The sequence below is a fragment of the Rhizobium sp. Root483D2 genome, assembly GCF_001426685.1.
In the GTDB taxonomy this organism is placed as follows: Bacteria; Pseudomonadota; Alphaproteobacteria; order Rhizobiales; family Rhizobiaceae; genus Pararhizobium; species Pararhizobium qamdonense.
In genome coordinates, this window is sequence record NZ_LMFB01000023.1 from 82967 (window position 1) to 107944 (window position 24978).

At 62.1% G+C, this 24978-nt stretch carries 30 protein-coding genes; 14 read left to right on the forward strand and 16 right to left on the reverse strand.

The window, feature by feature from the left end; all coding sequences use genetic code 11:
* Nucleotides 1-133: 133 nt before the first annotated feature.
* Together ASD32_RS20215 and ASD32_RS30470 are read right to left on the reverse strand one after the other, a co-directional pair.
* A complete protein-coding gene (locus ASD32_RS20215; protein ID WP_060639855.1) occupies nucleotides 134-1690 on the reverse strand; it encodes a helicase HerA-like C-terminal domain-containing protein in 1557 nt (518 codons plus the stop codon).
* A gap of 49 nt (nucleotides 1691-1739) precedes the next feature.
* On the reverse strand, nucleotides 1740-1994 hold the full coding sequence (locus ASD32_RS30470; protein WP_210171112.1) for a hypothetical protein: 255 nt from the start codon (nucleotides 1992-1994) through the stop codon (nucleotides 1740-1742).
* Here ASD32_RS30470 and ASD32_RS20220 point away from each other — a divergent pair.
* Both ASD32_RS20220 and ASD32_RS20225 read left to right on the forward strand, forming a co-directional pair.
* The gene (locus tag ASD32_RS20220) at nucleotides 1993-2391 is read left to right on the forward strand and encodes a DUF2780 domain-containing protein (RefSeq protein WP_060639856.1); all 399 of its coding nucleotides are present in this window, start codon (nucleotides 1993-1995) and stop codon (nucleotides 2389-2391) included. The two genes, ASD32_RS30470 and ASD32_RS20220, sit on opposite strands and share 2 nt — an antisense overlap.
* Before the next feature lie 21 nt (nucleotides 2392-2412).
* A complete protein-coding gene (locus ASD32_RS20225) occupies nucleotides 2413-2775 on the forward strand; it encodes a DUF4440 domain-containing protein (RefSeq protein ID WP_082546846.1) in 363 nt (120 codons plus the stop codon).
* Nucleotides 2776-2780: 5 nt separating this feature from the next.
* Here the strand turns inward: ASD32_RS20225 and ASD32_RS20230 are convergent, their stop codons facing one another.
* Nucleotides 2781-3947 carry an MFS transporter gene (locus ASD32_RS20230; RefSeq protein WP_060639858.1) on the reverse strand — a complete coding sequence of 389 codons (1167 nt, stop codon included), beginning with the start codon at nucleotides 3945-3947 and terminating at the stop codon, nucleotides 2781-2783.
* A gap of 243 nt (nucleotides 3948-4190) precedes the next feature.
* Between ASD32_RS20230 and ASD32_RS20235 the strand changes: the two genes are divergently transcribed.
* From ASD32_RS20235 to ASD32_RS20245, 3 genes are all read left to right on the forward strand, one after another.
* Nucleotides 4191-4808 (forward strand): hypothetical protein, encoded by a 618-nt coding sequence (locus ASD32_RS20235; RefSeq protein ID WP_060639859.1) that lies wholly within the window; start codon nucleotides 4191-4193, stop codon nucleotides 4806-4808.
* Between the two features lie 72 nt (nucleotides 4809-4880).
* Nucleotides 4881-5378 carry a MarR family transcriptional regulator gene (locus ASD32_RS20240; RefSeq protein WP_060639860.1) on the forward strand — a complete coding sequence of 166 codons (498 nt, stop codon included), beginning with the start codon at nucleotides 4881-4883 and terminating at the stop codon, nucleotides 5376-5378.
* A complete protein-coding gene (locus tag ASD32_RS20245) occupies nucleotides 5375-6055 on the forward strand; it encodes a GNAT family N-acetyltransferase (protein WP_060639861.1) in 681 nt (226 codons plus the stop codon). Before ASD32_RS20240 ends, ASD32_RS20245 begins: the two co-directional genes overlap by 4 nt.
* 54 nt (nucleotides 6056-6109) lie before the next feature.
* Here ASD32_RS20245 and ASD32_RS20250 read toward each other — a convergent pair whose 3' ends face one another.
* Nucleotides 6110-6946: an aldo/keto reductase gene (locus ASD32_RS20250; RefSeq protein ID WP_060639862.1), complete on the reverse strand. Its 837-nt coding sequence runs from the start codon at nucleotides 6944-6946 to the stop codon at nucleotides 6110-6112.
* Nucleotides 6947-7034: 88 nt separating this feature from the next.
* Nucleotides 7035-8228 carry an MFS transporter gene (locus ASD32_RS20255; protein ID WP_060639863.1) on the reverse strand — a complete coding sequence of 398 codons (1194 nt, stop codon included), beginning with the start codon at nucleotides 8226-8228 and terminating at the stop codon, nucleotides 7035-7037.
* A gap of 164 nt (nucleotides 8229-8392) precedes the next feature.
* Here ASD32_RS20255 and ASD32_RS20260 point away from each other — a divergent pair, with 164 nt between their 5' ends.
* The 3 genes from ASD32_RS20260 (at nucleotide 8393) to ASD32_RS20270 (ending at nucleotide 10791) form a co-directional block, all read left to right on the forward strand.
* On the forward strand, nucleotides 8393-9292 hold the full coding sequence (locus ASD32_RS20260; protein ID WP_060639864.1) for a LysR family transcriptional regulator: 900 nt from the start codon (nucleotides 8393-8395) through the stop codon (nucleotides 9290-9292).
* Nucleotides 9293-9937, forward strand: coding sequence for a dihydrofolate reductase family protein (locus tag ASD32_RS20265; protein WP_244490212.1), 645 nt, complete (start codon nucleotides 9293-9295; stop codon nucleotides 9935-9937). It abuts the gene before it with no gap.
* Nucleotides 9938-10092: 155 nt separating this feature from the next.
* Nucleotides 10093-10791 carry a gamma-glutamylcyclotransferase gene (locus tag ASD32_RS20270; RefSeq protein ID WP_060639865.1) on the forward strand — a complete coding sequence of 233 codons (699 nt, stop codon included), beginning with the start codon at nucleotides 10093-10095 and terminating at the stop codon, nucleotides 10789-10791.
* 24 nt (nucleotides 10792-10815) lie between these two features.
* Here ASD32_RS20270 and tam read toward each other — a convergent pair whose 3' ends face one another.
* From tam to ASD32_RS20295, 6 genes are all read right to left on the reverse strand, one after another.
* The gene (gene tam / locus ASD32_RS20275; protein WP_060639866.1) at nucleotides 10816-11586 is read right to left on the reverse strand and encodes a trans-aconitate 2-methyltransferase; all 771 of its coding nucleotides are present in this window, start codon (nucleotides 11584-11586) and stop codon (nucleotides 10816-10818) included.
* Nucleotides 11587-11614: 28 nt separating this feature from the next.
* A complete protein-coding gene (locus ASD32_RS20280; RefSeq protein WP_060639867.1) occupies nucleotides 11615-12265 on the reverse strand; it encodes a haloacid dehalogenase type II in 651 nt (216 codons plus the stop codon).
* 199 nt (nucleotides 12266-12464) lie between these two features.
* Nucleotides 12465-13034 carry a phosphatase gene (locus tag ASD32_RS20285; protein ID WP_060639868.1) on the reverse strand — a complete coding sequence of 190 codons (570 nt, stop codon included), beginning with the start codon at nucleotides 13032-13034 and terminating at the stop codon, nucleotides 12465-12467.
* Nucleotides 13035-13260: 226 nt separating this feature from the next.
* Nucleotides 13261-13464, reverse strand: coding sequence for a hypothetical protein (locus tag ASD32_RS20290; RefSeq protein WP_060639869.1), 204 nt, complete (start codon nucleotides 13462-13464; stop codon nucleotides 13261-13263).
* Nucleotides 13465-13600: 136 nt separating this feature from the next.
* Entirely contained in the window at nucleotides 13601-13768 is a 168-nt protein-coding gene (locus ASD32_RS30330; protein ID WP_156383265.1) for a Thivi_2564 family membrane protein, read from the reverse strand.
* Nucleotides 13769-13947: 179 nt separating this feature from the next.
* Nucleotides 13948-14988, reverse strand: coding sequence for a zinc-dependent alcohol dehydrogenase family protein (locus tag ASD32_RS20295; protein ID WP_060639870.1), 1041 nt, complete (start codon nucleotides 14986-14988; stop codon nucleotides 13948-13950).
* Nucleotides 14989-15169: 181 nt separating this feature from the next.
* Between ASD32_RS20295 and ASD32_RS20300 the strand changes: the two genes are divergently transcribed.
* The 3 genes from ASD32_RS20300 to ASD32_RS20310 all read left to right on the forward strand — a co-directional run bounded on the left by ASD32_RS20300 (nucleotide 15170) and on the right by ASD32_RS20310 (nucleotide 18467).
* Complete coding sequence (locus ASD32_RS20300; protein ID WP_060639871.1) at nucleotides 15170-16066, forward strand: branched-chain amino acid aminotransferase; 897 nt, start codon at nucleotides 15170-15172, stop codon at nucleotides 16064-16066.
* 167 nt (nucleotides 16067-16233) lie between these two features.
* On the forward strand, nucleotides 16234-17316 hold the full coding sequence (locus ASD32_RS20305; RefSeq protein WP_162252686.1) for a D-alanyl-D-alanine carboxypeptidase family protein: 1083 nt from the start codon (nucleotides 16234-16236) through the stop codon (nucleotides 17314-17316).
* Nucleotides 17317-17516: 200 nt separating this feature from the next.
* On the forward strand, nucleotides 17517-18467 hold the full coding sequence (locus tag ASD32_RS20310; RefSeq protein WP_060639909.1) for an MYG1 family protein: 951 nt from the start codon (nucleotides 17517-17519) through the stop codon (nucleotides 18465-18467).
* Nucleotides 18468-18474: 7 nt separating this feature from the next.
* Here the strand turns inward: ASD32_RS20310 and ASD32_RS20315 are convergent, their stop codons facing one another.
* The 3 genes from ASD32_RS20315 to ASD32_RS20325 form a co-directional block, all read right to left on the reverse strand.
* Entirely contained in the window at nucleotides 18475-19218 is a 744-nt protein-coding gene (locus tag ASD32_RS20315) for a hypothetical protein (protein ID WP_200953623.1), read from the reverse strand.
* A 68-nt stretch (nucleotides 19219-19286) separates the two neighbouring features.
* Nucleotides 19287-20567: a hypothetical protein gene (locus ASD32_RS20320; protein ID WP_060639873.1), complete on the reverse strand. Its 1281-nt coding sequence runs from the start codon at nucleotides 20565-20567 to the stop codon at nucleotides 19287-19289.
* 82 nt (nucleotides 20568-20649) lie between these two features.
* Entirely contained in the window at nucleotides 20650-21156 is a 507-nt protein-coding gene (locus ASD32_RS20325) for a hypothetical protein (RefSeq protein ID WP_060639874.1), read from the reverse strand.
* A gap of 15 nt (nucleotides 21157-21171) precedes the next feature.
* On the opposite strand from ASD32_RS20325, the gene ASD32_RS30085 reads away from it, so the two are divergent.
* Entirely contained in the window at nucleotides 21172-21357 is a 186-nt protein-coding gene (locus ASD32_RS30085) for a hypothetical protein (RefSeq protein ID WP_162252687.1), read from the forward strand.
* Nucleotides 21358-21397: 40 nt separating this feature from the next.
* Here ASD32_RS30085 and ASD32_RS20330 read toward each other — a convergent pair whose 3' ends face one another.
* Both ASD32_RS20330 and ASD32_RS20335 read right to left on the reverse strand, forming a co-directional pair.
* Nucleotides 21398-22288: a dihydrodipicolinate synthase family protein gene (locus ASD32_RS20330; RefSeq protein ID WP_060639875.1), complete on the reverse strand. Its 891-nt coding sequence runs from the start codon at nucleotides 22286-22288 to the stop codon at nucleotides 21398-21400.
* 93 nt (nucleotides 22289-22381) lie between these two features.
* Nucleotides 22382-22711 (reverse strand): hypothetical protein, encoded by a 330-nt coding sequence (locus ASD32_RS20335; protein ID WP_060639876.1) that lies wholly within the window; start codon nucleotides 22709-22711, stop codon nucleotides 22382-22384.
* Between the two features lie 245 nt (nucleotides 22712-22956).
* On the opposite strand from ASD32_RS20335, the gene ASD32_RS20340 reads away from it, so the two are divergent.
* On the forward strand, nucleotides 22957-23556 hold the full coding sequence (locus tag ASD32_RS20340) for a superoxide dismutase (RefSeq protein WP_060639877.1): 600 nt from the start codon (nucleotides 22957-22959) through the stop codon (nucleotides 23554-23556).
* A gap of 524 nt (nucleotides 23557-24080) precedes the next feature.
* A complete protein-coding gene (locus ASD32_RS20345; protein WP_060639878.1) occupies nucleotides 24081-24974 on the forward strand; it encodes an alpha/beta fold hydrolase in 894 nt (297 codons plus the stop codon).
* Nucleotides 24975-24978 lie beyond the last annotated feature (4 nt).

Here is a 24978-nt window from a genome sequence, read left to right on the forward strand (position 1 = left end):
GCGCAATGCCCACCCGAAACGCCCGCATGGCGGCCGCAAACGGCAGCGCCCCTCCCGAAACCCATCCCCGCAACAAACACAAAAAAGGCGGCCCATCCCGAGCCGCCTTTTCCATATCAAGCCAAAGCCCTGCCTACCGCTTCAGGCTCCCCAATATGCCGCGCACCAAAGCCCGGCCAAGAGAGGAGGCGACCGTGCGCGCCACGGATTTCATTGCGGCTTCGGCCACGCTTTCGCGCTGGTAGCCGGAGCGGGCCTTCGGCTTGGGTTGCGCGGGTGCCTGCGCGCCGTCGTCGCCAAAGCCGGGCAGGGTCCAGCGGCTGCCGCCGGGGGCTGCCGGTGCAGGGGCTTCGGCTTCGCGGCTTTCCTCTGCCTGCTGCGTCGATTTTGCAGCGCGCTGGGCAAGGATCTCGTAGGCGGATTCCCGGTCGATATCCTCGTCATATTGCCCGGCCACCGGGCTGATGCTCATGATGTTGGCGCGCTCGGCTGGCGTCAGCGGACCGGCGCGGCTCGACGGCGGACGGATCAGGGTGCGCTCGACCATCGAGGGCGAGCCCTTGCCTTCGAGCGTCGAGACCAGCGCTTCCCCGGTGCCCAGATTGGTGATGACGGTGGCGCAGTCGAAATCCGGATTGGGGCGGAACGTGTCGGCGGCAGTCTTTACCGCCTTCTGCTCGCGCGGTGTATAGGCGCGCAGCGCATGCTGGATGCGATTGCCAAGCTGGGCAAGCACCGTTTCCGGCACGTCGAGCGGGTTCTGCGTGACGAAATAGACGCCGACGCCCTTGGAGCGGATCAGCCGGACGACCTGTTCGATGCGCTCCAGCAGAACCTTCGGCGCATCGTTGAAGAGCAGATGCGCCTCGTCGAAGAAGAAGACCAGCTTCGGCTTGTCGGGATCGCCGATCTCGGGCAGTTCTTCGAACAGTTCCGACATCAGCCACAGGAGGAACGTGCCGTAAAGCCGCGGGTTCATCATCAGCTTGTCGGCCGCCAGCACCGAAATGGCGCCGCGGCCATCGCGGGTGGTGCGCATGATGTCGGAGACCTTGAGCGCCGGTTCGCCGAAGAAATTCTTGGCGCCCTGTTGCTCGAGGATCAGAAGCTCGCGCTGGATGGAGCCGACCGAGGCCTTAGAGATCAGCCCGTACTTGCCCGAAAGGGCAGAGGCGTTCTCGGCCATGTAGTTCAGCATCGCCTGGAAATCTTTCAGATCCAGAAGCGGCAGCCCGCCCTCGTCGGCGATCTTGAAGGCGATGTTGATGACGCCTTCCTGGGCATCCGTGGCGCTCATCAGCCGGGAGAGAAGCAGCGGTCCCATCTCCGACATGGTGGTGCGCACGCGGTGGCCTTTTTCGCCGTAGAGATCCCAGAAGATCACCGGAAATTCCTGGAAGGCGAAATCGGTAAAGCCGATCTGCTCGGCACGCTGGGTGACCCAGCCCTTCGGCTCGCCGATGGCGCCGATGCCCGACAGGTCGCCCTTCACGTCGGCGCAGAAGACCGGGACGCCGGCATTGGAAAAGCTTTCGGCCAGGATCTGCAGCGTCACGGTCTTGCCGGTGCCGGTAGCGCCGGTGACGAGCCCGTGGCGGTTGCCGAATTTGAAATCCAGATATTCGCCCTTGTTGATCGTATCGTCCGGTTTCCGGCTGGTGCCGATATAGAGCTTCCCGTCCTCAAGCATGTGGGCCTTGTCTCCGTTGCGCCGATGAAAGCAGTAGCGCCGGCCTTCATCATATTGTTTTCCCATGACTGTTATAGGAGGAGTACCGGCCACCGGCAACAGATGGATTGGGGGCAAACCAGGGCTTGGCATACGGTTGGGCATGAGGCTGGGCGTGCGGCTTGGCCGCATTGTCTTTGCCACCAAGGCATGAAACGATGCTCAGGTTCTCGCGCAGTGGATACCCGTTCCGCACGTGCTTGAGTTTCAATCCGAGATAATTTACCTTGACGTTCACGTCAAATAAACGAGGAGAATCACCCATGAACGAACTGGTTACCCGCGTCGCGGAAAATGTCGGCATCGACCCGGCAACGGCTGAAAAAGCCATTGGCATGATGCTTGGCTTTCTGCAGCGCGAAGCCGCCGACGGCCCGGTTGCCAAGATGATCGAAGCCATTCCGGGTGCTGACGCGCTGGTTGCGCAATATAATGGCGCAGGCAGCGGCGGCGGTGGTGGCCTGCTGGGCGGCCTGCTGAGTGCCGTCGGCGCCGGTGGCGGTGTCATGGCGCTGGGCCAGCAGCTGATGGCGCAGGGTCTCGGCATGGGCGAAATCACCGCTCTGGCCAAGGAAACCATCGGTTACGCCAAGGAAAAGGCCGGCCCGGATGTGGTCGATGAGGTCGTCGCCTCGGTTCCGGGCCTCAGCCAGTTCGTCTGATAGCGTCAAGCAATGGACGCGATGTCCGATAGCGATTTGGCCGCGCACCTGAGGCAACTGGAGGAACGTCTCCATGACCCGCAGGTGCGCGGTTCTGCATTGTTAGCAGGGGAGTTGTTGGACGCGGATTTTACCGAGTTCGGCAGTTCCGGTGCGGTCTATACCCGTGCCGGCATCATCGCAGCCCTGGTTGCCGAGGCTGCTGAGGCAGGGCCGGCGGTGCGATCGGAGAACTACCGGCTGACGCGCCTGTCGGAAACGGTGGCGCTGCTCACCTATGAAACGGCAAGGGAAAACCGCCGTGTGCTGCGTTCATCGATCTGGCGTTGCACCAAGGGTCAATGGCGCATGGCCTTCCATCAGGGAACCCCGATGAAAGAATAGGCAACTCAGGCCGCTTTCGCCGGGGCCAATGACAGAAACAGCGTGAAGATTACCAGGATCAGGCCGACGCTGACCGGCGCTGCGTGAGCGCCGAAGAGGTCCATGATTGATCCCGTCGCGCCCGAGCCTAAACCGCTGCCGAGTGCATAGGCGAGCGCGAAGGCCGCGCTGCCCGCCACCAGCATGCCGCCGCGATACTGTTCGCCCAGCATGGTCAGCGCGCAGGTATAGAGCGAAAAGCTCGCAGCGCCGATCAGCGCGAAATCGGCGAGAATGGCGATCGGCGAGGTCAGGAAGGGAATGATCAGGAAGGCGAAGGCGCCGAGCCCGCCCATGGCGATCGCCACCTTTCGTCGCGGCAGCCGGTCGAGCAGCACGCCGATGAACGGCTGGGCGAGCGCCGTCGGCAGCGCCAGAACCGTGACGCTGAGCGCCGCAAAGGCCTGCGAATGCCCGGTCTTGACGAAATAGACCGGCATCACCGAGATCGCCGCGATGTCCGAAAAGCCGAAGGCCAGCACCATGGCGATCAGCACCGGCGCCTTGCGCAGGAAGCGGAACACATCGCGCGTCGAGGAAGCCTCCGGCGTCGTGCGGGTCGAAAGCGTCAACAGCGCGGTGGCAAAGGCGACGAGTGCCACATAGACGGCGGTCAGTGCAAACCCGAAGCCGCCTTCTGTGCCCATCAGCGGAATGACCAGCGGACCGGCGGCAAACCCACCGCAAATGCCCGCGCCGTAAAGGCCAGAAACCCGGCCGCGCAGCCGGTCGGGGCAGGCGGAGTTCATCCAGGCTTCGCTGAGCATGAAGATCAGGCTGGCAAAGAAACCCAGCAGAAACCGGGCCAGAAACCACACCGGCAGCGACGATGTCGCCGCAAAGGTCGCAAGGCAGAGCGAGCAGCCGGCAAGGCTGATGATGATCAGCTTGTCGGTGCGCAGCCGCGCCGTCAACTGGCCGATCAACAGCGTCGAGGTGGCGAGACCGAGCGCGAACCCGACCGCATTGAACCCGATGACCGCCGGCGTCACGCCCCGGCTTTCCAGGGTCAGCGAGATCAGCGGATAGGTAATCCCCTGCGCCACCGAAAACGCCGACGCGCCGAGAATGACGGCAACGATAGCGGCCCAGTCCGGCATGAAGTCGGTGACCGTCGTCTGGTGGCCCTGCATGAAAAATCCCCTCCGCCGCCCGCTGGTGCGGCCGTACGCCTCTCTATCCGATCTGCTGGAGATTGGAAATCCCGGCGGATTGGGCGCTGACAGCAATTTCCGGCGGATTGTGCGCGTTCAAAACCGATCGCGTCATCGTGATCGCGCCGGTGCTGTGCTGGCCGCCCGCCGGCACTACATCGTTTCAGATGACAGGCCGCACGTGCCGCCTGCATCGCAGCCTCAACCAACGGAGACCATCCCATGAAACGCAGCTTCCTCTCAAGCGCGGCAGCGGCCGGTCTGCTGGTCGCATCAGCCGTCACCGCCCAGACGGCAAACGCGGCCGACAGCATCCGCGTGCGCGGAACCATTGCCAGCATCAGCGATACGGCGCTTGTCGTCAAAACCAGGGACGGGACGGATCAGAGCATCACGCTCAAGCCGGACTGGAAGGTTTCCGGCGTCACCAAGGCCTCGATCGAGGATATCAAGCCTGGCGATTATGTCGGCATCGCCTCTCTGCCGAAGGCGCAGGGCGGCGACGGCGCGCTGGAAGTGCTGATCTTTCCCGCCGCAATGAAAGGGACGGGCGAGGGCAGTTACGCCTGGGACCTGAAGCCCAACAGTTCCATGACCAATGCCACGGTTGCCGATGCGGTCCAATCCGTCGAGGGACGAACGGTGACGGTCAAGTTCCAGGGACAGGAAAAGAAGATCGACATCCCCACGGCAACCCCGGTCGTCACGTTTGCCGAAGCCACGAAAGCCGACCTGAAGCCGGGCGCAACCGTGTTCGTGCCCTCGGAGAAAGCCGCCGACGGCACTGTCTCCACCGCGCGGATCGTGGTCGGCACCAACGGCGTCGTTCCGCCGATGTGAAAGCAGTCGATGTGCCTCTTGATATTTACATAACGTGTTATATAACGTGTTATGTAACCTGGAGCATCGGCCATGGAAGACTTCTTGCGGACACTGGGCTTTTTGGGCCTGGGATCGCGGTTAAAACGGATAGGCGAGCGTTTGCAGGCCGATACCCAGCGGATTATGGAGGATGCCGGTATCGGCATCGCTCCGGGCCAGTTTCCGCTGCTTGCCGCACTGGACAAGCTCGGTCCGCTGACCATCGGTGATCTTTCAGACGCCTTGGGCGTCAGTCAGCCCGGCGTGACCCGCAGCCTGTCCCAGCTCGCCGCGCTCGATCTCGTGCTGATCCAATCGATACAGGGAGACCAGCGGCGCAAAGCGGCCAGCCTTTCGCAAAAGGGCCAATGCCTCGTCGATATGGCCAGGGCGGAAATCTGGCCGCGTATCGAAAGCGCCGTCGTCGATCTCTGCGGCCAGATGGATGGCCCTCTTCTTGCGCAGTTGTCAGCCATCGAGGACGGACTGGCGGAGCGGCCGCTTTTGACGCGCACCGGTGAGACACGCCGTCAGGAGGAAAAGCCATGAGCCATAAGCTCGACCGGCCGATCTGGAGCGCGCTTGAAACCCATCATGCGGCACTGGCCCAAGGTGGTCCTCTGGCCCGGCGCTATCCGCCATCGGTCAGCCTGTTTGCCGCCACGGGTAATGATCGCCCGGAAAGCCTTGAGGCTCTTTGCAGCCTTGCAGCCCCGGGCGAAACCCTTCTTGTGGTGCAGTCCAGCGAGATCCTGGTTCCCGGCGGCATGACAGCGCTCTCGCGTGCACCGCTGGTACAGATGATCCTGGCCGAGCCGCTGCCTGAGGTCGCCGATCCGCGCATCGAGCGCCTTTGCGAGGATGACGCGCAGGCAATGTTGGACCTCGCCACGCTGACGAAGCCGGGGCCGTTCACGTTGCGCGCCCAAAGTCTCGGTTCGTTTTGGGGGATCAAGCAGGATGGCAGGCTGGTGGCCATGGCGGGAGAACGGTTGCGGCAACCCGGCTATGTCGAGCTGAGCGGGGTCTGCACCCACCCGGATGTGCGCGGCCAGGGGCTTGGCCGTTTGATGTCGCTTTATGTTGCCGGTGTGGAGAGTGCGCGGGGACAGCGTGTCTACCTGCATTCCTACGCCACGAACACAGCGGCGATCTCCCTCTATGCATCGATCGGCTTCAAGCTCAGATCGGAGATGCAGGTGGCGGCGCTGGCGCTTGCCGTATGAGTTTGTCCTTGCGGCGTGAAGATCACACGCCGCAAGGACAATTGTTTCAGTGTATTATCGATCCGCCCGGTCCCAGTCCGGCGCCAGGCCGCCGGGGCTGACGATGCGGCCGTTGGGGCGGGCAAGCTTGTGGATTAAGGCCATCTCTTCGCTGGACAGATCGAAATCGAAAATGTCGAAATTTTCCGTCAGGCGGCTTTCCGTTGCGGTTTTCGACAGCGTGATCACGTCCTTTTGCTGGGTGAGCCAGCGCAGCACCACCTGGGCTGCGGTCTTGCCGTGCCTGGTGCCGATATCCTTCAGAAGCGGTTCGTTCGGCACCTTGCCATCGGCCATGGCATAATAGGCGGTGATCGACATGCCGGTTGCGCGGGCAGCATCCAGCACCTTCGTCTGGTCGAGATAGGGGTGATATTCGATCTGGTTGGTGGCGATCGGCGCCTGGCTGAGCGCAACCGACTGCGCCATCAGCGCCGTGTTGAAATTGCTGACGCCGATATTCTTCACCTTGCCGGCCGTCCTGACGTCGTTGAGCGCGCCGATCTGCTCGGCCAGCGGCACGCCGCTGCTGGGCCAATGCAGAAGCAGGAGATCCACATAATCGGTGCGCAGCTTCTTCAGGCTCTCATCGACCGAGGCCAGGAAATCGGCATGCTTGTAGTGATCGACCCAGACCTTGGTGGTCAGAAAGATATCGCTGCGGGCAACGCCGGATGCCTCGATCGCTTCGCCGACCTCAGCCTCGTTGCGATAGATCTGCGCGGTGTCGATATGGCGGAAACCGAGCTTGATCGCCTGCGGCACGATGCGCAGCACGTCCGGGCCTGGCATGCGAAACGTGCCGAAGCCGAGAGCGGGGATATTGGCGCCATTGGCGCTGACTGTCTGCATGGAAATGTCCTTTCAGGGAGAAAACCCGGCACGCGGCCGGGTCTGGAATGATGTCTTAGACGAATAGATGTGGCGTGCGCCGGTTTGGTCAAGCGGTGGTGCAGGCCGCCGCAGCCGCCGGTTCCGGCTTGCGGTCGAGCATGCCGCTGATGAGGGTGAGCACCAGCGCACCCGCCACCAGGATCGCGCCGACCCAGGGGGTTGCCTGCAGTCCGAGCGGCGAGGCGACGACCAGACCGCCGATCCAGGCGCCCGCCGCAATGCCGAGATTGAAGGCGGCGATGTTGAGTGCGGAGGCGACATCGACGGCGCCCGGACGGTGCTGCTTGGCGAGCTGCACCACATAGAGCTGCAGGCCCGGCACGTTGGCAAAGGACAGGAAGCCGAGTGCGGCAAGCGTGATCAGGGCCGGGACCGGCGAGGCGGAGGTGAAGGTGAAGATCACCAGAACGGCCGCCTGCAGGGCAAACAGCCAGCTCAGTGCCTTCACCGGATTGCGGTCTGCAAGGCGGCCGCCGATAATGTTGCCGGCAGCGATCGCCAGGCCATAGAGCACCAGCACGAGGCTGACGGACGAGGCGGCAAAGCCGGTGACATCCTCAAGCATCGGCGCAAGGAAGGTGAAGGTGACGAACGTGCCGCCGTACCCAAGCGCCGTCATGGCAAAGACCAGGAGCAGGCGGCCGGACCCCAGCACCCGGACCTGATCGAGAATGCTGGCGGGTGCTGCCTTCGACAGGGTGGAAGGCAGGAGTGCTGCAATGGCGGCAAGCGCGATGACGCCGAGACCCGCGACCGCAAAGAACGTGGCGCGCCAGCCGAATGTCTGGCCGATGAAGGTGCCAAGCGGTACGCCGGTGACGATCGCAACCGTCAGGCCCATGAACATCAGCGCAATCGCCGAGGCGCGGCGGTTTTCCGGCACGAGATCGGCGGCAATGGTGGCGCCGACGGAGAAGAACACGCCATGCGCAAAGGCCGAAAGCACGCGGGCGACCAGCAGCATTTCATAGGAAGGGCTAAGGGCCGCCATGGTATTGCCGGCAATGAACAGCGCCATCAGGCCGAGAAGCAGCGGCTTGCGCTCGATCCGGCCGGTGAGCGCCGTCAGGATCGGCGCACCAAAGGTGACGCCGAGCGCGTAGATCGAGACGATCAGTCCCGCAAGCGGCAAAGTAATGCCGAGATCGTTGGCAACGGTCGGCAACAGGCCGACGATGACGAATTCCGTGGTTCCGATCGCATAGGCCGCGATCGTGAGGGCAAACAGGGCAAGAGGCATGGAAGCACCTTTATCGCCGGTGGGAGGCCGGACGTGTTGGTGGCGGCACACCGGTGATCCGGGCCGTCATGGGTTTCGTTGAGCGGAATATGGATTAAAGCCACTTGCGTGATAATCCATAGGAATAGATAAATGCCTGTGAATTGAATTCATAAGGGGCGGTGATGGACAACCGGGCGGGCGAAATGGAAGTCTTCGTAGCAGCCGCCGAGGCCAGGAGCTTTTCTGCGGCCGGCCGGCGCCTGAAACTGTCGCCATCGGCGGTCAGCAAGCTCGTCACCCGCATCGAGGACCGGCTCGGCACCCGCCTGCTGGTGCGCACCACCCGCTCGCTGCTCCTGACGCCTGAAGGCGAGATCTATCTGGCGCGGGCGCAGCGGATACTCTCGGATATCACCGAGACCGAAGAGCTCGTGTCCGGTGGCGGCCTTGCAACCCCGCGCGGGCTTTTGCGGGTCAACGCGACCGTCGGCTTCGGCGAGCGCTTCATCATCCCGCTTGCAGGCGAATTCCTGGCGCTTTACCCCGAAGTGCGCCTCGAACTGTCCTTTACCGACGGCATCATCGATCTGATCGAGGAACGCACCGATATAGCCATCCGGGTCGGGCCGATGCGCGATTCGAGCCTCAAGGCGCGAAAGCTTCTTCACAGCCACCGCATCACGGTCGCCACGCCGGACTATCTCGCGCGCCGCGGGCTGCCAGAGCGCCCGGAAGATTTGACCGCACACAATTGCATCACCTTCACCTTCGGCCGCAATCCCGGCGAATGGCTGTTTCGCGATCCGGCCTCCAGCGCGCGCTACACGCGCCCCGCGCCCGGCAACGTCCAGGCCTCCAGCGGCTCGATCGCCCGCAATCTCTGCCTGACAGGGCTCGGCATCGCCCGCATCGGCAAATTCGATGTCGAACCGGACATCGACAGCGGCCGGCTGGTGGAAGTGCTGCAGGATTACAATCCGCATGAACCGGAGGAAGTCCACGCGGTTTTCACCGGCCACGAACACCTCGCAGCCCGCATCCGTGCTTTCATCGATTTTCTTGCCGCAAAGATGGGCGAATGAGTGCATGCTGCCGTCTATTCACAGGGGAGCAACCAGCGCGAGGAGAAAACGATGAAAGAGTTGATCCTGAAAATGTCCATGTCGCTCGACGGTTTCGTCAGCGGCCCGGACGGCGAAAGCGACTGGATGTTCAGCGGTGACGAGGAGGCCATTGCCTGGTCGGTTAAGACCGTGTCGAACGCCAGCCTGCATATCATGGGCAGCCGGACCTTCCAGGCCATGGCCGCTTTCTGGCCGGTCTCCACCATGGCGTTCGCGCCTGCGATGAATCAGATTCCGAAGGCCGTTTTCTCAAAACAAGACCCGTTGCTTCTGAAAGCTTTGGCGGTCACGCAATTGGTGCAACTGCAACCAGGTGCTGAAAGTTGGAACGAAGCCACTGTAGCAAGCGGCGATCTCATCAGTGAAGTCGCCGCGCTGAAGGCCCGCAATGGCAAGCCGATCATTGCCCATGGTGGCGCAACCTTCGCCCGCAGCCTGATTGCCGGGGAATTGGTCGATCAATACGTCCTTTTGGTGCACCCGGTGGTACTTGGCAGGGGCGCGCCGATTTTCTCCGGCGTCGTTCCGCCAAGGCGTCTCAAACTGGTCAGTGCCACGGCCTTTCCGGGCGGCTCGGTCGCGCAGATTTACCGGCCGGTTTGAGCAGGTTCGAGAATGCTAGCGCTTTGCGGGTATCGGGTGGCGGCCGAATTGCTTGACTGATCAATTCTCTCTGGCAGTTTGGGCAGGCAGGCCCCACATGCTTCCTCCCGACATTGTCCTGCCAAGACGAGAGTTTTATGCCGCATTCAAGAAAAATGTCCCTGACGCCGGATCTGGTGGCGCTTTGCCATCACGATGTCACCGATCCGGGGCCGGACGGACGATTTACCCCGATCACCGATGAGCAATACCGCACCCTTGCGCAAACCCTGGAGCACGAAAGCCATGGCGAGCCGCTCTGGGTCTTTGCCTATGGATCGCTGATCTGGAAGCCTGAATTCGAGGCGGTCGATCGAAAGCGCGCAACCGCCTTCGGCTGGCACCGGTCGTTTTGCCTGCATATCAACCGCTGGCGCGGATCGCATGAGCAGCCGGGCCTGATGATGGCGCTGGAGCGCGGCGGCCGCTGCGACGGCGTCATCTACAGGCTGCCGGACGATGACCGCGCCGCCCAGATCGAACGCATGCTGCGCCGCGAGGTCAGCGCCTATGAAAATATCGACGCGGTGCGCTGGCTGCCGGTCAAGTCCGAAAGCGGCCCCTGCCGGGCTCTTGGCTTCTGGGTAGGCGCCACGGGCGAGCGCATTGTCTCGAAACAGCCGCTGGAACAGGTCGCAGGCATCCTGGCGCGGGCCTGCGGCCATTTCGGGTCCTGCGCGGAATATCTCTACAACACTGTGTCGCATCTGGAGGATTTCGGCATTCACGACCGCAACCTCTGGCGGCTGCAACACCTCGTTGCCGAAGAAATCCGCAGCATCCACCAGGAGGCGCTGGCGCCGCAGGCGCGCTGAGCGCTACCGCTTCACGATGAAGCGCTAGCGCTTGACCGCCACCACGAACAGGCGCGGGAATTTCAACAGCACGCGGCCATCGGCAAGCGGTGGATAGGCTTCGCGGATGCGCCTGAGATAGGCCGCCAGGTAGGCCTCGCGCGCATCCGCCGGCAGGGCGTCGAGATAGGGGCGAAGGCCGGTGCCCTTGACCCATTCGACGATCGCCTCGGCATTGGCCAGCCGGTGATAGTAGATGGTGTGCCAGACATCGATCCGGATGCATTTGGCGTCCAGCCGGTCGAGATAGACGTCTGGCGGCGGCAGGGCGGAGCGGCGCTTGCCGCCATTCGGGTAATATTTCGAAAAACGCGGATCGTCGGCGAGTTCCCGCATCGCCACATGCGACGGCTCGTCCAGATTGTCCGGCATCTGTACGGCGATCGTGCCGCCGGGGATGAGTTCGCCCATCAGTCGCTCGATCGTGGCGAGATGATCCGGCAGCCATTGAAACACGGCATTGGCAAAGAACAGCACGGCGGGCTTGGGCGGCGCCCATTGCGTGAGATCGCCCTTGTCGAAGCGCGTATTGGTCATGCGCTTGCGCGCCGCCACCAGCATGTTTTCGTCGCTGTCGATGCCGGTCAGCATATAGGCCGGAAAACGGTCATGGATCAGTTCGGTGGAATTGCCGGGGCCGCAGCCGAGATCGTAGAGCGCGCCATCGGGCAGATTGGGGATCTGGTCGAGCAGGTCGCGGGCCGGCCGGGTGCGCTCGTCTTCGAATTTCATATATTGTTCGGCAGACCAAGACATGGCGTGTCCTTTGGATGAAACAAAAACGTTAGAGGCTTTCCAGCGAGGGCAGGATCAGCGCTGGGCCGAAATCGGCATATTCGTCGGGCATGTTGGTGCGGTTGATCCAGACGGTGCGGAAGCCGAATTTCGTGGCGCCGGCAATGTCCCAGCGGTTGGACGACTGGAAGGAGACAGCATCGGGATACAACCTGTAGGTGGTGGTCACCATGTCGTAGACGGACGGCACGGTCTTGAAAGCCTTGACCGCCTCCACCGAGAAAATGTCGTCGATGATCAGGTCGAGGCCTGCCTTCTTGACGGCCGATTGCAGCATTTGCGGCGTGCCGTTCGACAGGATGGCGATGCGGGCGCCCCGGTCCTTCAGGTGCTTGAGGACGGAAGGCACCTCCGGATAGCAATCCAGGTGCCAATAGGCATCGAGCAATGCGGCCTTGAGCGTCTTGTCGGCCGAGGGAAAGCGCGCAAAGGCATAGTCCAGCGATTGCTCGGTCAGCGCCCAGAAATCGGTATAGGTCCCCATCAGGGTGCGGATCCAGGAATATTCCAGCTGCTTGGCGCGCCAGAGATCGGAAAAAGCCTGGCCATCAGGCCCGATCGCGGCCGAATGCCTGCGAACGGCAGCATGCACGTCGAACAGCGTGCCATAGGCATCGAACACATAGGCCGCATGAGACATCGAACTCTCCCGTCATTCCCTTGGTATTGCCTCCTTCCATACACCAAACAGAAGAAGCAACACCTCGATTGATTGCGTTTTTTCCTCCCGCCGTTCCAGTGAGGCCTGAAGGCATGACGCAATCGCCGCTTGCATACGGTTCTTGGCCGGGATCATGTCAAAAATTTGTGCAATGCACAATATTATCTCAAGCGGTCAATCAATTCTTTGCCGGTTTCCAGACCTTGGCGGGAAAACGCAGCGCCTGCCGGGCAAGCCGCCCTTTCAGCCCAAGCGTCGCGTCGCAAAGCCCGGTCACATGCCGGTTCGGCTTTGCCTCGGGCCGCAAGCCATGCAGCGCCGCGGCAGCCTCCTCCGGATCCATATAGCGGGCGAGTATACCGAGCGTCAGCGCCGTCGAACGGCCGATGCCGCGCAGGCAATGGATCAGCAGATGCGCATCTTCAGGCAAGCCGTCGACAAAGGCAAAGGCCCGGTCGATATCGGCGGCTGTGGCCGCATCCGGCTCCTCCGGATCGGTGACATCGCCGAACAGAAGCTCCAGATGCCGCTCTGCGGGCAGTTCGATCATCGACAGAAGCTTCGTCCCCGGCGCCCGGATCGAGATCAGATGGCTCGGCGCCCAGACGCCCCTGTTATGGCGCGCCTCCGTCTGCGACGCGACGATCACCCGCACCGGCCAGCCATTCGGATGCACTGTATTGGCCGCAAGCAGAGGCGCATAGAGCGCATCCGCCAACTTCCCCTGCCTTTGCGCCACCTGTCCCATGGGACCGCCTCGTGATTCCGTTGCCATGAAGGCCAACAAAATATCAGCTGCGACGGGGGCGGGGGAAGAGGGATTTTGTGGGGGACTGTCCGGCTTGTGCCGGTGTGCCGCAACGGGCCATCCGGTCCGCAACGGGACATAGGAGCGGGCGATGGCAACGCTTATGAAAACACAACATACAACAAGGGGGCCCTTTCGGCCCCCGGCACCATCAGCAGCACGCCGCTTATTTTTTCTTCGCGGCAGCCTTCTTCACGGGCTTGGCTTCCGCCGGTTCCTGGGCGAGCCGCAGGGCTTTCAGCATTGCGGTTTTCTTGTTTCGTGCCGCCAGCTCCGTGTTGATGATATGCAGAGCCGCCGCAGAGGTTTCGTCCGGGCTGCGCCGCACGGTTGGCTTGACGGCGGTCTTCGTGTCATTTTTGCTGGTCAATCTGTACACTCACTTTGCAAAACTGGTGGGGCGCAAAACTGGTAGCGCACAAATCTGATGGTGCGCACATCTGATGGGGAAGGTCTGAACCGGCGATCCCCAACAGCAGGTGACGGGAGATTACTCTCCCGTTGCGCTAGAAGACAGCGAGATATTTCAAGAGCGAAATAACGCCGATGATGATCACGATGATCTGGACGATCTGCTTGGCGCGGCCATCGATCGGCAGGCGCGCAATAAGATACAAAACAAGTACGATGACGAGAAACGTGATCAAGATACTGATCAGCGCGGAAGATGCCATTTATCCCACTCCTAAAAAAACCCGCTTTAACGCGGTAAAACGTGAAATAGGGCGCTGATCGATTTTGGGAAGCTGCCGCCGGCAGAATATAATCGTACGGTGATATAGAGGCGAACTGCAACGCTGCTCCGGTTGCGGGAGCGTGCCACCGGTTCAGAGACGCGGGCTCGATCTTGAGCTCAGAACCGCGTGATGACGCTGATGCCGAGGTCCTGCGCCGTATCCAGCGTCGTCAGCGCCGGCACCGCTTCTTCCAGGCTGATATGGCGGCCGATCAGTTTTTGCGGGTTGAGCTTGCCGGTTTCAAGCATGGCCATCATCGCCCCGTAGCGCCAGGCCTGCATGCCGTGGCTGCCGTAGATTTCCAGCTCGTGGCCGATCACCTGGGCCATCGGGATCTGCGGGCTGGAATGATCGCCGAGCATCAGCCCGACCTGCACATGGCGGCCGCGGCGGCGCAGGTTCTTGATCGAGTTGAAGCAGGTGACCGGTGAGCCGAGCGCGTCGATCGAGACATGCGCGCCGCCTTTGGTGATGTCGCGTACGGCGTCGGCCACATCGCCGGTGACGCTTCCATCGATGGTGGCGACGGCGCCGATCTCGCGGGCAAAGGAAAGTTTCGTCTCGGAAATATCGATCGCGATCACATTGGCGCCCAGCGCGGTTGCGATCATGATCGCCGAGAGGCCGACCCCGCCGCAGCCATGCACCGCCACCCATTCGCCGCCGCGCACCCGGCCCTGATCGACAATGGCGCGGAATGACGTGGCAAACCGGCAGCCAAGGCTTGCGGCGGTGGCATAGTCGAGCGTTTCGGGCAGATGCACGAGATTCTGGTCGGCGAAATCGATTGCGACATATTCGGCAAACGAGCCCCAATGGGTAAAGCCCGGCTGGAACTGGTTGGCGCAGACCTGCTGATTGCCGGAATGGCACTCGCCGCAGCGGCCGCAGCCGGACACGAACGGCACGGTCACCCGGTCGCCCACCTTGTAGCGCAGCACGCCCTTGCCGGTTGCAGCGACCGTGCCGGCCAGTTCGTGGCCCGGCACATGCGGCAGCGCGATATCGGCATCATGGCCCATCCAGCCATGCCAGTCGCTGCGGCAAAGCCCGGTCGCCTCGACCTTGATGACGACGCCATCCTCGCCCGGCACCGGATCGGGCAGCACGCGGATCTCCGGCGTCTTGCCGAAGGCGTCGTAATACATGGCTTTCATCGAACAGGTCCTTTTGCTTCTGGCGGCACACTATGCGAGGCCCAGTTTGCGATCCAGATTGGACGGCATGACTTTTTTTGATGTACCTATTTACCCCACTTGTCGATTTTCCGGTTATGCCCGGACAAAGAAAGTCAAATAAAGACAAGCAAAGTCAAACAAAGACGAACAGGAGACCATCATGGCCGTCGATACATCCGCGCGCAGCACCACCTGGACCTATGTCGATGGCGAGTGGCTTTCGGGCAATCCGCCGCTGATCGGCCCGACCTCGCATGCCATGTGGCTGGGCTCGACGGTGTTTGACGGCGCCCGCTGGTTTGACGGCATCGCGCCCGATCTCGATCTGCATTGCCAGCGTATCAACCGTTCTGCCCTGGCGCTCGGCCTGAAGCCGGTGGTGACGGCAGAGGATATCGAGGCGCTGGCCTGGGAGGGCGTGAAGAAATTCGACGGCCAGACCGCCATCTATATCAAGCCGATGTACTGGGCCGAACATGGCATGCCCGGCAGCGTCGTTGCCGCCGATCCCGATTCGACCCGCTTTGCGCTGAGCCTGTTCGAAGCGCCGATGGGCGAGGGGCCCGCAGGCAAGGGCGGTCAGTCCCTGACCATCTCGCCCTTTCGCCGCCCGACGATCGAATGCATGCCGACCGACGCCAAGGCCGGCTGCCTTTATCCCAACAATGGCCGCATCCTGATGGAGGCCCGCGCCCGCGGCTTTTCCAATGCGCTGGTGCGCGACATGCTCGGCAATATCGCCGAAACCGGCTCCTCCAACGTCTTCATGGTCAAGGACGGCGTCGTCTTCACGCCCGCCTCCAACAAGACCTTCCTGGCCGGCATCACCCGCTTCCGCGTCATGACGCTGCTGCGCGACGCCGGCTTCGACGTGGTCGAGACATCGCTGACGCTTGCTGATTTCGAAGGCGCCGACGAAATCTTCACGTCGGGCAACTATTCCAAGGTCGTGCCCGTCACCAAACTCGAAGACCGCGACCTCCAACCCGGCCCGATCGCCGCAAAGGCCAAGGACCTCTACATGGACTGGGCGCATTCCTCGGCTTCGGATTTGTAAGGCGTTGCAAAAAACAGCCATCCGCCTTGCAACGCCGCCGGCCTTTTTGCGTTATGGGGCAGGGCCGGCTGTTGCAGCCCGCCCATTTCAACATTCGCATTCGCAGCAAACGCTTGTCCTTTCGTGGTGCATCATGGCATGAGGACGTCTTTCTCGGAGACTGGCAGATGACCGGAAGCATTTTGGCCGGATGGCATTGGAAAAAATGGGCGTTGATGGCGTCGCTTTTGCTGGCGGCGCCTGTTCTGTGCGTACCCGCGCATGCAACGCCGGTGCTGGTTGTCGATGCCGATAGCAAGCAGGTGCTGTACCAGGAGGATGCCGGCGTGCCCTGGTATCCGGCTTCGACCACCAAGCTGATGACGGCTTTCGTGGTGTTCGAAGCCTTGCGCTCGGGCGAGGTGACCCTTGCGACCCCCGTCACCATGACCCGCAACGCCACGAAACAGGCCTTTCTCGAATCCGGCCTCACTTTCGGGCGCACGATGACGCTGGAAGATGCGCTTTTTGCCATGATCGCTGCCTCGGCCAATGATGTCGCTGTCGCGGTGGCGGAGGCCTTGGCTCCCGACGAAGCCGGTTTTGTCCGGAAGATGAACGATGCGGCGGTTCGCCTTGGGCTGACCGGCACGCATTTTGCCAATCCCAACGGCCTGTTCAACCGGGAAAACTATACGACCGCCCGCGACCTTGCCATTCTGGGCATGGCAGTGGACCGGCTGTTTCCGCAATATCGCCGGTTCTTCCTCGCCTCGGCGGTCACGATCGATGGCAAGGAGATCAAGTCCAACAATCTGCTCCTGACCCGCTTTTCCGGCACGATCGGCATGAAGACCGGTTTTCTCTGCGCCTCCGGACGCAATATTGTCGGGCTTGCCGCGCGCAACGGACGCCGCGTGATGGTGGTGGTTTTGGGTGCGACCACGGAGCGCGAGCGCAACGAACGGTCTGCGCAATATCTGACACAGGCCTTCGACGGCCGGCTGCCAGCCACTGCAGGGTCGCCCACTGCAGAGCGTGTCGATGCCGTGCAAAACCGCACGGATGTGGCGCCGCAGGATATGCGCCTTCGTTTGTGCACCGGCGAGAGCGTCGCCTATGAGGCAAGCCGCAATGCGCTCTACCCAATGGGCCTGCCCGGCAATGAAAGCTATCTGCGTGACGAGATCCCCGGCCAGGTGCACGCGATCAGCACGGCACCGAATGAAAACCTGTCCGACGTGCCGCTGCCTGCAAGGCGCCCTTCATAGCCCGGTTATGAAGGGCCGCTATCGTGGGGCGATGGGCGGTAAACCCCATCGCTTTCACCGGAAAGTCCTCTTTGACGCGTGCGGTTCGCCGATGACGGGTTGAGATGCCGCCCGGCAATGGCTATCTGGTGCAAACCTCCAAACACACTCTCAGACAAACACAAAAGCGGACATCCGCAAGCAACAAGGCGTATCCCGGCATGACCCCAGAATTCCTCGTCACCCATTCCGGTGGCTTCCATGCTGACGAATTGTTGTCCAGCGTCATTCTCACACGGCTGTTCCCGCAGGCGCGCATCGTGCGCAGCCGTGCGCCGGAATGGATCACGCCCAGTGAAGACCGGATCATCTACGATGTCGGCGGCGCTTATGATGCCGGGGCGCGCATCTTCGATCATCACCAGCGCGGCGCGCCGCTGCGCGACGACAGCCAGCCCTATAGCTCGTTCGGACTGGTCTGGAAGCATTTTGGCCGCGACTATCTCGCAGCCTCCGGCGTTCCGGAAGATCATGCCGCCAATATCCATGCCGCCTTTGATGCAAGCTTCGTGCTGCCCATCGATCTCGTTGACAATGGTGCGCTCAGCCCGTCGGTGGCCGGGCTTCTGGGCGGCCTGACTTTGCCTGTTTTGTTGGAAACGCTGAAACCCGTGTTCGATGAGACGGACCCGGAGGCCGACGATCGCGCCTTCCATGCCGCACTGGCCATCGCGCGCGCCTTCGTCGAGGCGAGGATCGGCAAGAGCGCTGCGAAATTGCGCGCCGAGGCCTTGGTGCATCAGGCCATCATTGCTGCCGGAACGGGCCGCATTCTCGAATTGCCGATGGGCATGCCCTTCCGTCCGGCCATCGTCAAGGCCGGCGCCGATCAGCTCCTGTTCGTCGTCCATCCGCGCGACAAGGATTGGTGCCTGACCACCATCCGCCGCGCCGACGAAGGTTTCGAGGTCCGCGCCGATCTGCCTGCCGCCTGGGCCGGGCTCACCAACGCCGACCTGGAAACGGTATCCGGCGTGAAGGGCGCAACCTTCTGCCACAACGGCCGCTTCGTCGCCGCAGCCAAGACGCGCGACGCGGCACTTGCCATGGCTGATCTGGCGGTTGCCGAGGCGCTTTTGAGCGCCGGCGGTCAGGCGGACGCGGCGGAGTAAACCGCCGCTACTCCTTCACGGCCGCCACCGGCGCGCCGGCATCCGTCGTCAGCGCAAAGTCCTTCAACTCCTCTGGCTTCAGATAATAGAGCCGGTCCGGGGGTGTTTCCAGCGCGTGCAGCCAGAGGCCGGATTTGATGCCCATCTCCTCCAGATGGCGGCTGACATCGGCTGTGGTGCGCTGGGCATCCGACATTGCCTGTTCGGGGGAAAGCTTTTCCTTCGACCCGTTGAAGATCTGGTGAACGCCGATGACGGCGCCTTTTTCGGCCTCGCGGGTCAGGCCGCCAGCCATGACGATCGGGCAGGAGGAGGCGCAGAGCGCTCCGGCCGCCACCCGTGTGCCGAGTTTCTTTTCCCGGATCAGCTTCGACATGGCGAGCGCATCGCCGACCGACCCGCCGGGGGAATTCAAGAGCACGGTTTTCACATATTCGCCGCGTGCCTCGATTTCGCCGGCAAACCGCCCTGCCGCTCCCGGCTCGATCGAGCCTTCGGCCAGAAGGATGCCGCCGGGCTTCAGCTCGAAGCGGATCGCCTGTTTCAGCGTGCCGGGATCGGCGGTGATTTCGGAGGGCGCATTTTGCGGCTCGCCCTCGGTCAGCGCCGGCGGCAAAACGGGGGCTGTTTCCGGCTGCACCGGGTCGAAGCCGGGATGGGCCTGGTTGGCGGTGTTCAACTCGCTCCAGTCGATAACGATGAAGACCAGCGAAGTGACCACCAGCCCGTGAAAGAAATGGCGCATCAGCATGCCGTCATTGGCTGACAGCAGATAGGTTTTCAGCCGCTGTCCGAACCCTTGCAGCCGGGCGCTCGCGGTCATTTGCGCGGACCCTTGCCGGCAAGGTCGAGATTGGTGATGTTGGATTGCTCGCGTGCTTCCGCCTCGCTGAGTGCCGTCTGGATATCGAAGCCGCTGCGCTGCAGCGCCTTTTGCACCTCGAGCGCTTCCAGCAGTTCGGCTGCGGTGATGCGCTCGGCAAAGGGCAGGCTCTGTTCCTGCCGCCGCAGTGCCGCATGCGCAATCGACAGCATGAAGACGAGAACGGCAGGCAGAAGATCGATGGCGATGGCGCCGGCCCAGCTTGGAATGAAATCGGATGCATAGCGCAACACGGCGGCAGCCGAAGACAAAGGCACGAAGCGGCGCTCGCCGACCGGCTCGCGGGTCAGGATCTGGTCGGCGGCTTCCGAAAGCACCTTGGATTGCGCCGCCACCGAGGTGCGGATGGTTTCCATCACCTGATCCTGCCTGTTGGCAAGATCCGCCTCCAGGCCGCTGGCAACCGGCGCAATGAAGCCGAGAGACAGGTCTTCGGCCGCGCGCTTGACGGAGGCTGCGATCGACGTTTGCTCCAGCGCGGTGATCGTGCCGGTCAGCGCCACGGCTTCGGCGGCAAACTGGTCGGCGCGCGGATCGATGGCGCCGGGTGCGGAAACGAGGCCGCGCATGGTGGCCAGATGCGCACGGCCCTCGTCGAACAGCGTGGTGACGCGCTCGCGCGAGGCGGTAATGCCGGTTTCCAGCTCGTTCAGCTGCGCTGCCATCTGTCCAAGCAACTGCACGACGCTGCCCGCACCCGTTGTACCGGTCAGGGCGCCGCTTTCGCGCTCTTGGTCGGAGAGGCGCTGGAAGCGTTCGGAGGTGCGCTGGATATCCGGCAACAGGCTTTGGGCGGCAAGCGCATTCTGGTGGGCGCGGTCGAGATCGGCGGTATAGTCCTCGACCGTTTCGGCCAGATGCTGTTCGAGCGCGGCGGAGCCTGCAAGTGCGGCCGCATTCAGCCAGCTCGCCATGGCGATGATCATCAGGCATCCCAGCGCCATGATGCCGAGCATCGCGGTTCTCGCCGCAGCCCCGATAATATGCGGATAAAACCGCGCCATATAGGTCCAGAAGGCATAGATCGCCACCGAGACGGCGCAGGAATAAATCAGTGCCGCAAAGAACACGGCGGTTGCGGAACCATCGAGAATCGAGCGGACGCCGAGATAAGTATAGACCCCCGATGCCAGCGCCAGCGTGGCAAGGGCAAAACGTGTCATGGTCTCGACGGCCTCGATGCCGTCCTGCAAGCGATGCGATGCGCCAAGCGCCATGGTGTTTCTCCGGCTGGGGGTGGCTTAACAAACCCTTAAAATACCGGCGAAATCAAGGCTTGAAGCGCTTTGACCGAATGTCTCAGGCGGGCAGGGCGGATGAACCAGCACGGCGGTGCATGATAAAAGCCTGAAGACAGATGCCGGCAAGGAAAATCACCGCCCAGATCGCGGTGACCGTCTGTACCGGCGGCGAATCCGGACCGTTGCCGATCGGGCTTGAGGGCGGCAGGCGCGACAGGGTCTCGTTGATGCCCGGGATCATCAGGAGAAAGAAGGTGAACGACATCGACAGCGCCTGCAGATAGCGGTTGAGACGGCCGAACCAGCCGAGTTTGCCGATGACGATGGAAAAGATCACCGCCGCCATAGCGATGATGCCGATCGCATGCCCCGCATTGAAACCGCCGGTGCTCGAAAGCCCGAACGAGGTGATCGCCGAAAGAAACAGCGTGAGGATGTAGATCCGGCCGGAATTGGATTTCGGCACGATGGCGGCATATTTCGAAAAGGAATAGAGCCCCGCGACAATGGGCGCGACGCTGATGATAGTATGGATGATGCCGAGCGTGGACAGTGGATTGGCCATGAAACTTCCCCTTGAATGATCAGAATCAATGCGCAGAAAAATCAGGCGGTTCGCCGTCAGCCGGGTACAGATGCGCCGGTGGCTGCGGCTTTATGCGATTTTGATCATTTCGGGCGATCAGCGCAATCAAAATCCTATGCCGCTTGGCCGTCCAAGGGAATGGACCGGCAGGGTATTCATTATAGTCTATGTCCCAAATGACCTATCGACTGCCGAGAAAATTGACGTCTTCAGCAGCCTGTTAAACCCCCGCCAAAACCTCAAGCGCCGCCTTCACCCTTGCCCGGTCAGCCTGACATAGCGGGCGGATCGGCAGCGGCGGATCGAACGGGCTGAGTTCCAGGAGGTTGGCGATGGCATGCACGGTGCGGTAGCTGCTCAGTTCGCGAAACAGCGTCCAGAGCGGTTCAAACAGTGCATTGATGCGCTGAACCTCAGCGCGGTCACCGGCCTCTGCGGCTCGCATCAGCTTGAGGGCGGGCTCCGGCAGGATGCCGGCGACGACACTGTACCAGGCCACGCCTCCGGCCAGGATGGCATCGGCCACCAGCCAGTCGCCGCTATAGCCGACGGCGAAACCGTCGGGAACGGCCGACAGCGTTGCCTGATGGGCGGCGGCGATATCGGCAGCGGGCAGCGCCGGGTTTTTGACGGCGGCTATGGAGGGGATGGCCGAAAGCCTTGAGAGAAGCGCCGGGCTGATGGAAAAATGTGTGGTGCCGGGATTGTTGTAGATGCAGAGCGGCAGCTGCGTCGCTGCAGCGACGGCTGAAAAATGCTCGAACACCTCGTCGTCGCCAAGCGGCGTATAGGAAACGGGCGCAAGCAGAAGCCCCTGCGCGCCGGCAGCGCGGGCATCCTGTGCCAGCGCCACCGCCTCGTCGGTCCGCAACGCCCCGACGCCAACGATCACAGGCGTGCGGCCGGAGAGGCAATCGGCGGCGGCCTCGATGGCGCAGCGCTTTTCCGCCCGGCTCAGATACATGTAGGAGCCGGTGCTTCCCAGGAGGCCGATCGAATCGGCCCCCGCCGCGTCGATGCGCTTGAGAAGAGCGCTTAACGCCCCGGTATCGACGCGGCCGGCCGCGTCGCTCGGGGTAATCGGAAAGGCGGACAGGCCATGAAACAGCATATCGGGTCTCGCGCGTGATGGATCGTTCCGCCAAGCTGTGACCATCCGCCTGTCGAAGGTCAATGGCGCGATTGTCCCGGTATCATTTTCGTATCATTTCGCCTTGGCTTTCAGCATGTCTTCGGTCAACTCTCCGCCAAGCTCCACGGTCTTGGTCTGCTTATTGTAGACGCAGATCTGCGTGATCTTTCCCTTTGCACCCTTGGGCTTGCCGCTGACCAGTGCCAGGCCGAAGCTTTCCGAGCCGAACGGATCGACGGCAGCCCTCGGTTTTTCGATGGATCCGGCCGCAGCCTTCAGGCATTTCGCCGACACGTCCGCGCGCATCGCGTCCCAGGCATCATCGGATGACGCGGTGGCAACCGATGGCAAGAGGCCAGCGGCGAGAAGGGCGATCACGGCGGTGCGAGTGTGAAAAGACATCTGATTTCCTTGCGTTATGACATGTGTGGACGGCGTCGACCCTGTAAGACGATCATGTCCATTCTGTGCCCGGCGCATCCCTGTGGAACATTCCGGCGGTGAAAGTATTTTCCATACCTGTGGCGAAATTTGGCATGGTGCCGGTTGCCTGTTGCAGCGGTGGTCCCTATGTTCCGCCTCACAGATTTCTTTCATGAATTCCAACCCGGCTTTCATGGACCCCGCCAACAAGAGGAGATACCATCATGGCTTTCGAATTGCCGAACCTGCCTTACGACTACGACGCGCTGGCGCCCTACATGTCGCGCGAAACACTCGAGTATCACCACGACAAGCATCACCTGGCTTACGTGACCAACGGCAACAAGCTGGCTGAAGAAGCCGGTCTGGCCGATCTTTCGCTGGAAGACATCGTCAAGAAATCCTACGGCACCAACCAGCCGCTGTTCAACAATGCAGGCCAGCATTACAACCACCTGCATTTCTGGAAGTGGATGAAGAAGGGCGGCGGCGGCACGCAACTGCCGGGCAAGCTCGACGCAGCCATCAAGTCCGATCTCGGCGGCTACGACAAGTTCCGCAGTGATTTTCTCGCGGCCGGCGCTGGCCAGTTCGGCTCGGGCTGGGCCTGGCTCTCCGTCAAGGGCGGCAAGCTGGAAATTTCCAAGACCCCGAACGGTGAAAACCCGCTGGTCCACGGCGCATCGCCGATCCTCGGCGTCGATGTCTGGGAACATTCCTACTATATCGACTACCGCAACGCCCGCCCGAAGTACCTCGAAGCCTTCGTCGACAGCCTGGTCAACTGGGATTACGTGCTCGAGCTTTACGAAAAAGCCGCATAAGATTTTTCAGGTCCGAATTTCGATTAAACCCGGCAGAGATGCCGGGTTTTTTCGTTGCTGGCAAACCCGAACTTTAAGTGTTTGACGAGAGCGATACCCCACTCCGTCATTCCCCCCCCTTGTGGCGGGGATACAGTGACCTAACCTCTGCCGGGTCAAAAGACTCTTTCAGATCAAGGACTTGAGCTGAGAAAGGGACAGGAATGACGGAGCATTGAGCACTTGCACAATTCCTCACATTACCGGCTCGATACCCAGAAAATGACGTCATCAGCACTCTCAATCCGGCGGCGATTCTGTTTTTTTCGTCCAACCACAAACCTCTACCTCCGAGAGAGACATCGATTGCGAAACTCGACCTTTGACACAGCCAGAGCGAGCAATTTTGTTTGACTTGCGTGTAGTTTTTCCTCTATGCAACTCATATCCGGCAATCAGCAGCGACCGGGTGCCGGCGCGTTGAGGAATGCGCCCCGGCTGCAGGGGAGGCGCTGCTGGACCATGCTGTGACATAGGCGAGGACCTTGACCACACACCGCCTGGACGTTGAGTTCTATTCCGATGGCACGCGCTGCAGGGCGTGGCTCTACCTGCCGGACAATGCAAAGCCGGCCCCTGTCATCGTCATGGCCCATGGTCTGGGCAGCGTCCGCACGATGCGGCTCGATGCCTATGCGGAGCGTTTCAGCACGGCCGGTTATGCCTGCCTGGTGTTCGACTACCGGTATTTCGGCGACAGCGACGGCGAGCCCCGTCAGATCGCCGATGTGAACAAGCAGCTGCAGGACTGGAAAGCGGCCATCGCCTTTGCGCGCGGCCGCAGCGATGTGGATGCGGGACGCGTGATCCTGTGGGGCACATCGTTCAGCGGAGGGCATGTCATCGCCGTCGCTGATCACACCGTCAAGGCCGTGGTGGTCCAGTGCCCCTTTACCAGTGGGCTGGCCTCAAGCTTTGCCGTTGCGCCGATGACATCGATCAGGATCTCCATCGCGGCCCTCCGGGACATTATCGGCTCCTGGCTGGGGGCAGCACCTGTCACCGTGCCGCTGGTTGGAAAGCCGGGCTCGACGGCCCTGATGTCGGCGCCCGATTGCGAAAGCGGCTATCTGCGCCTCATCCCCGATGAAGAGCGCGGCCGGTTCCGTAACGGCGTCGCCGCGCGGATCGCGCTCCAGCTCTTCTTTTACGCGCCGGGCAAAAGGGTGGCGCAACTGGATTGCCCGGTGCTGTTCTGTGTCTGCGCCAGCGATACGGTCGCGCCATCCGGCGCCACGCTGCGCCATGCCCGCCGTGCCCGGAAAGGCGAGATCAGGATCTACCAGGAGGGGCATTTCGACATTTACGACGGCGAGGCCTTTGAGCGGGCGACCGGCGATCAGATCAGCTTCCTTTCCCGCACCGTTCCCGTGACCTGAGGAA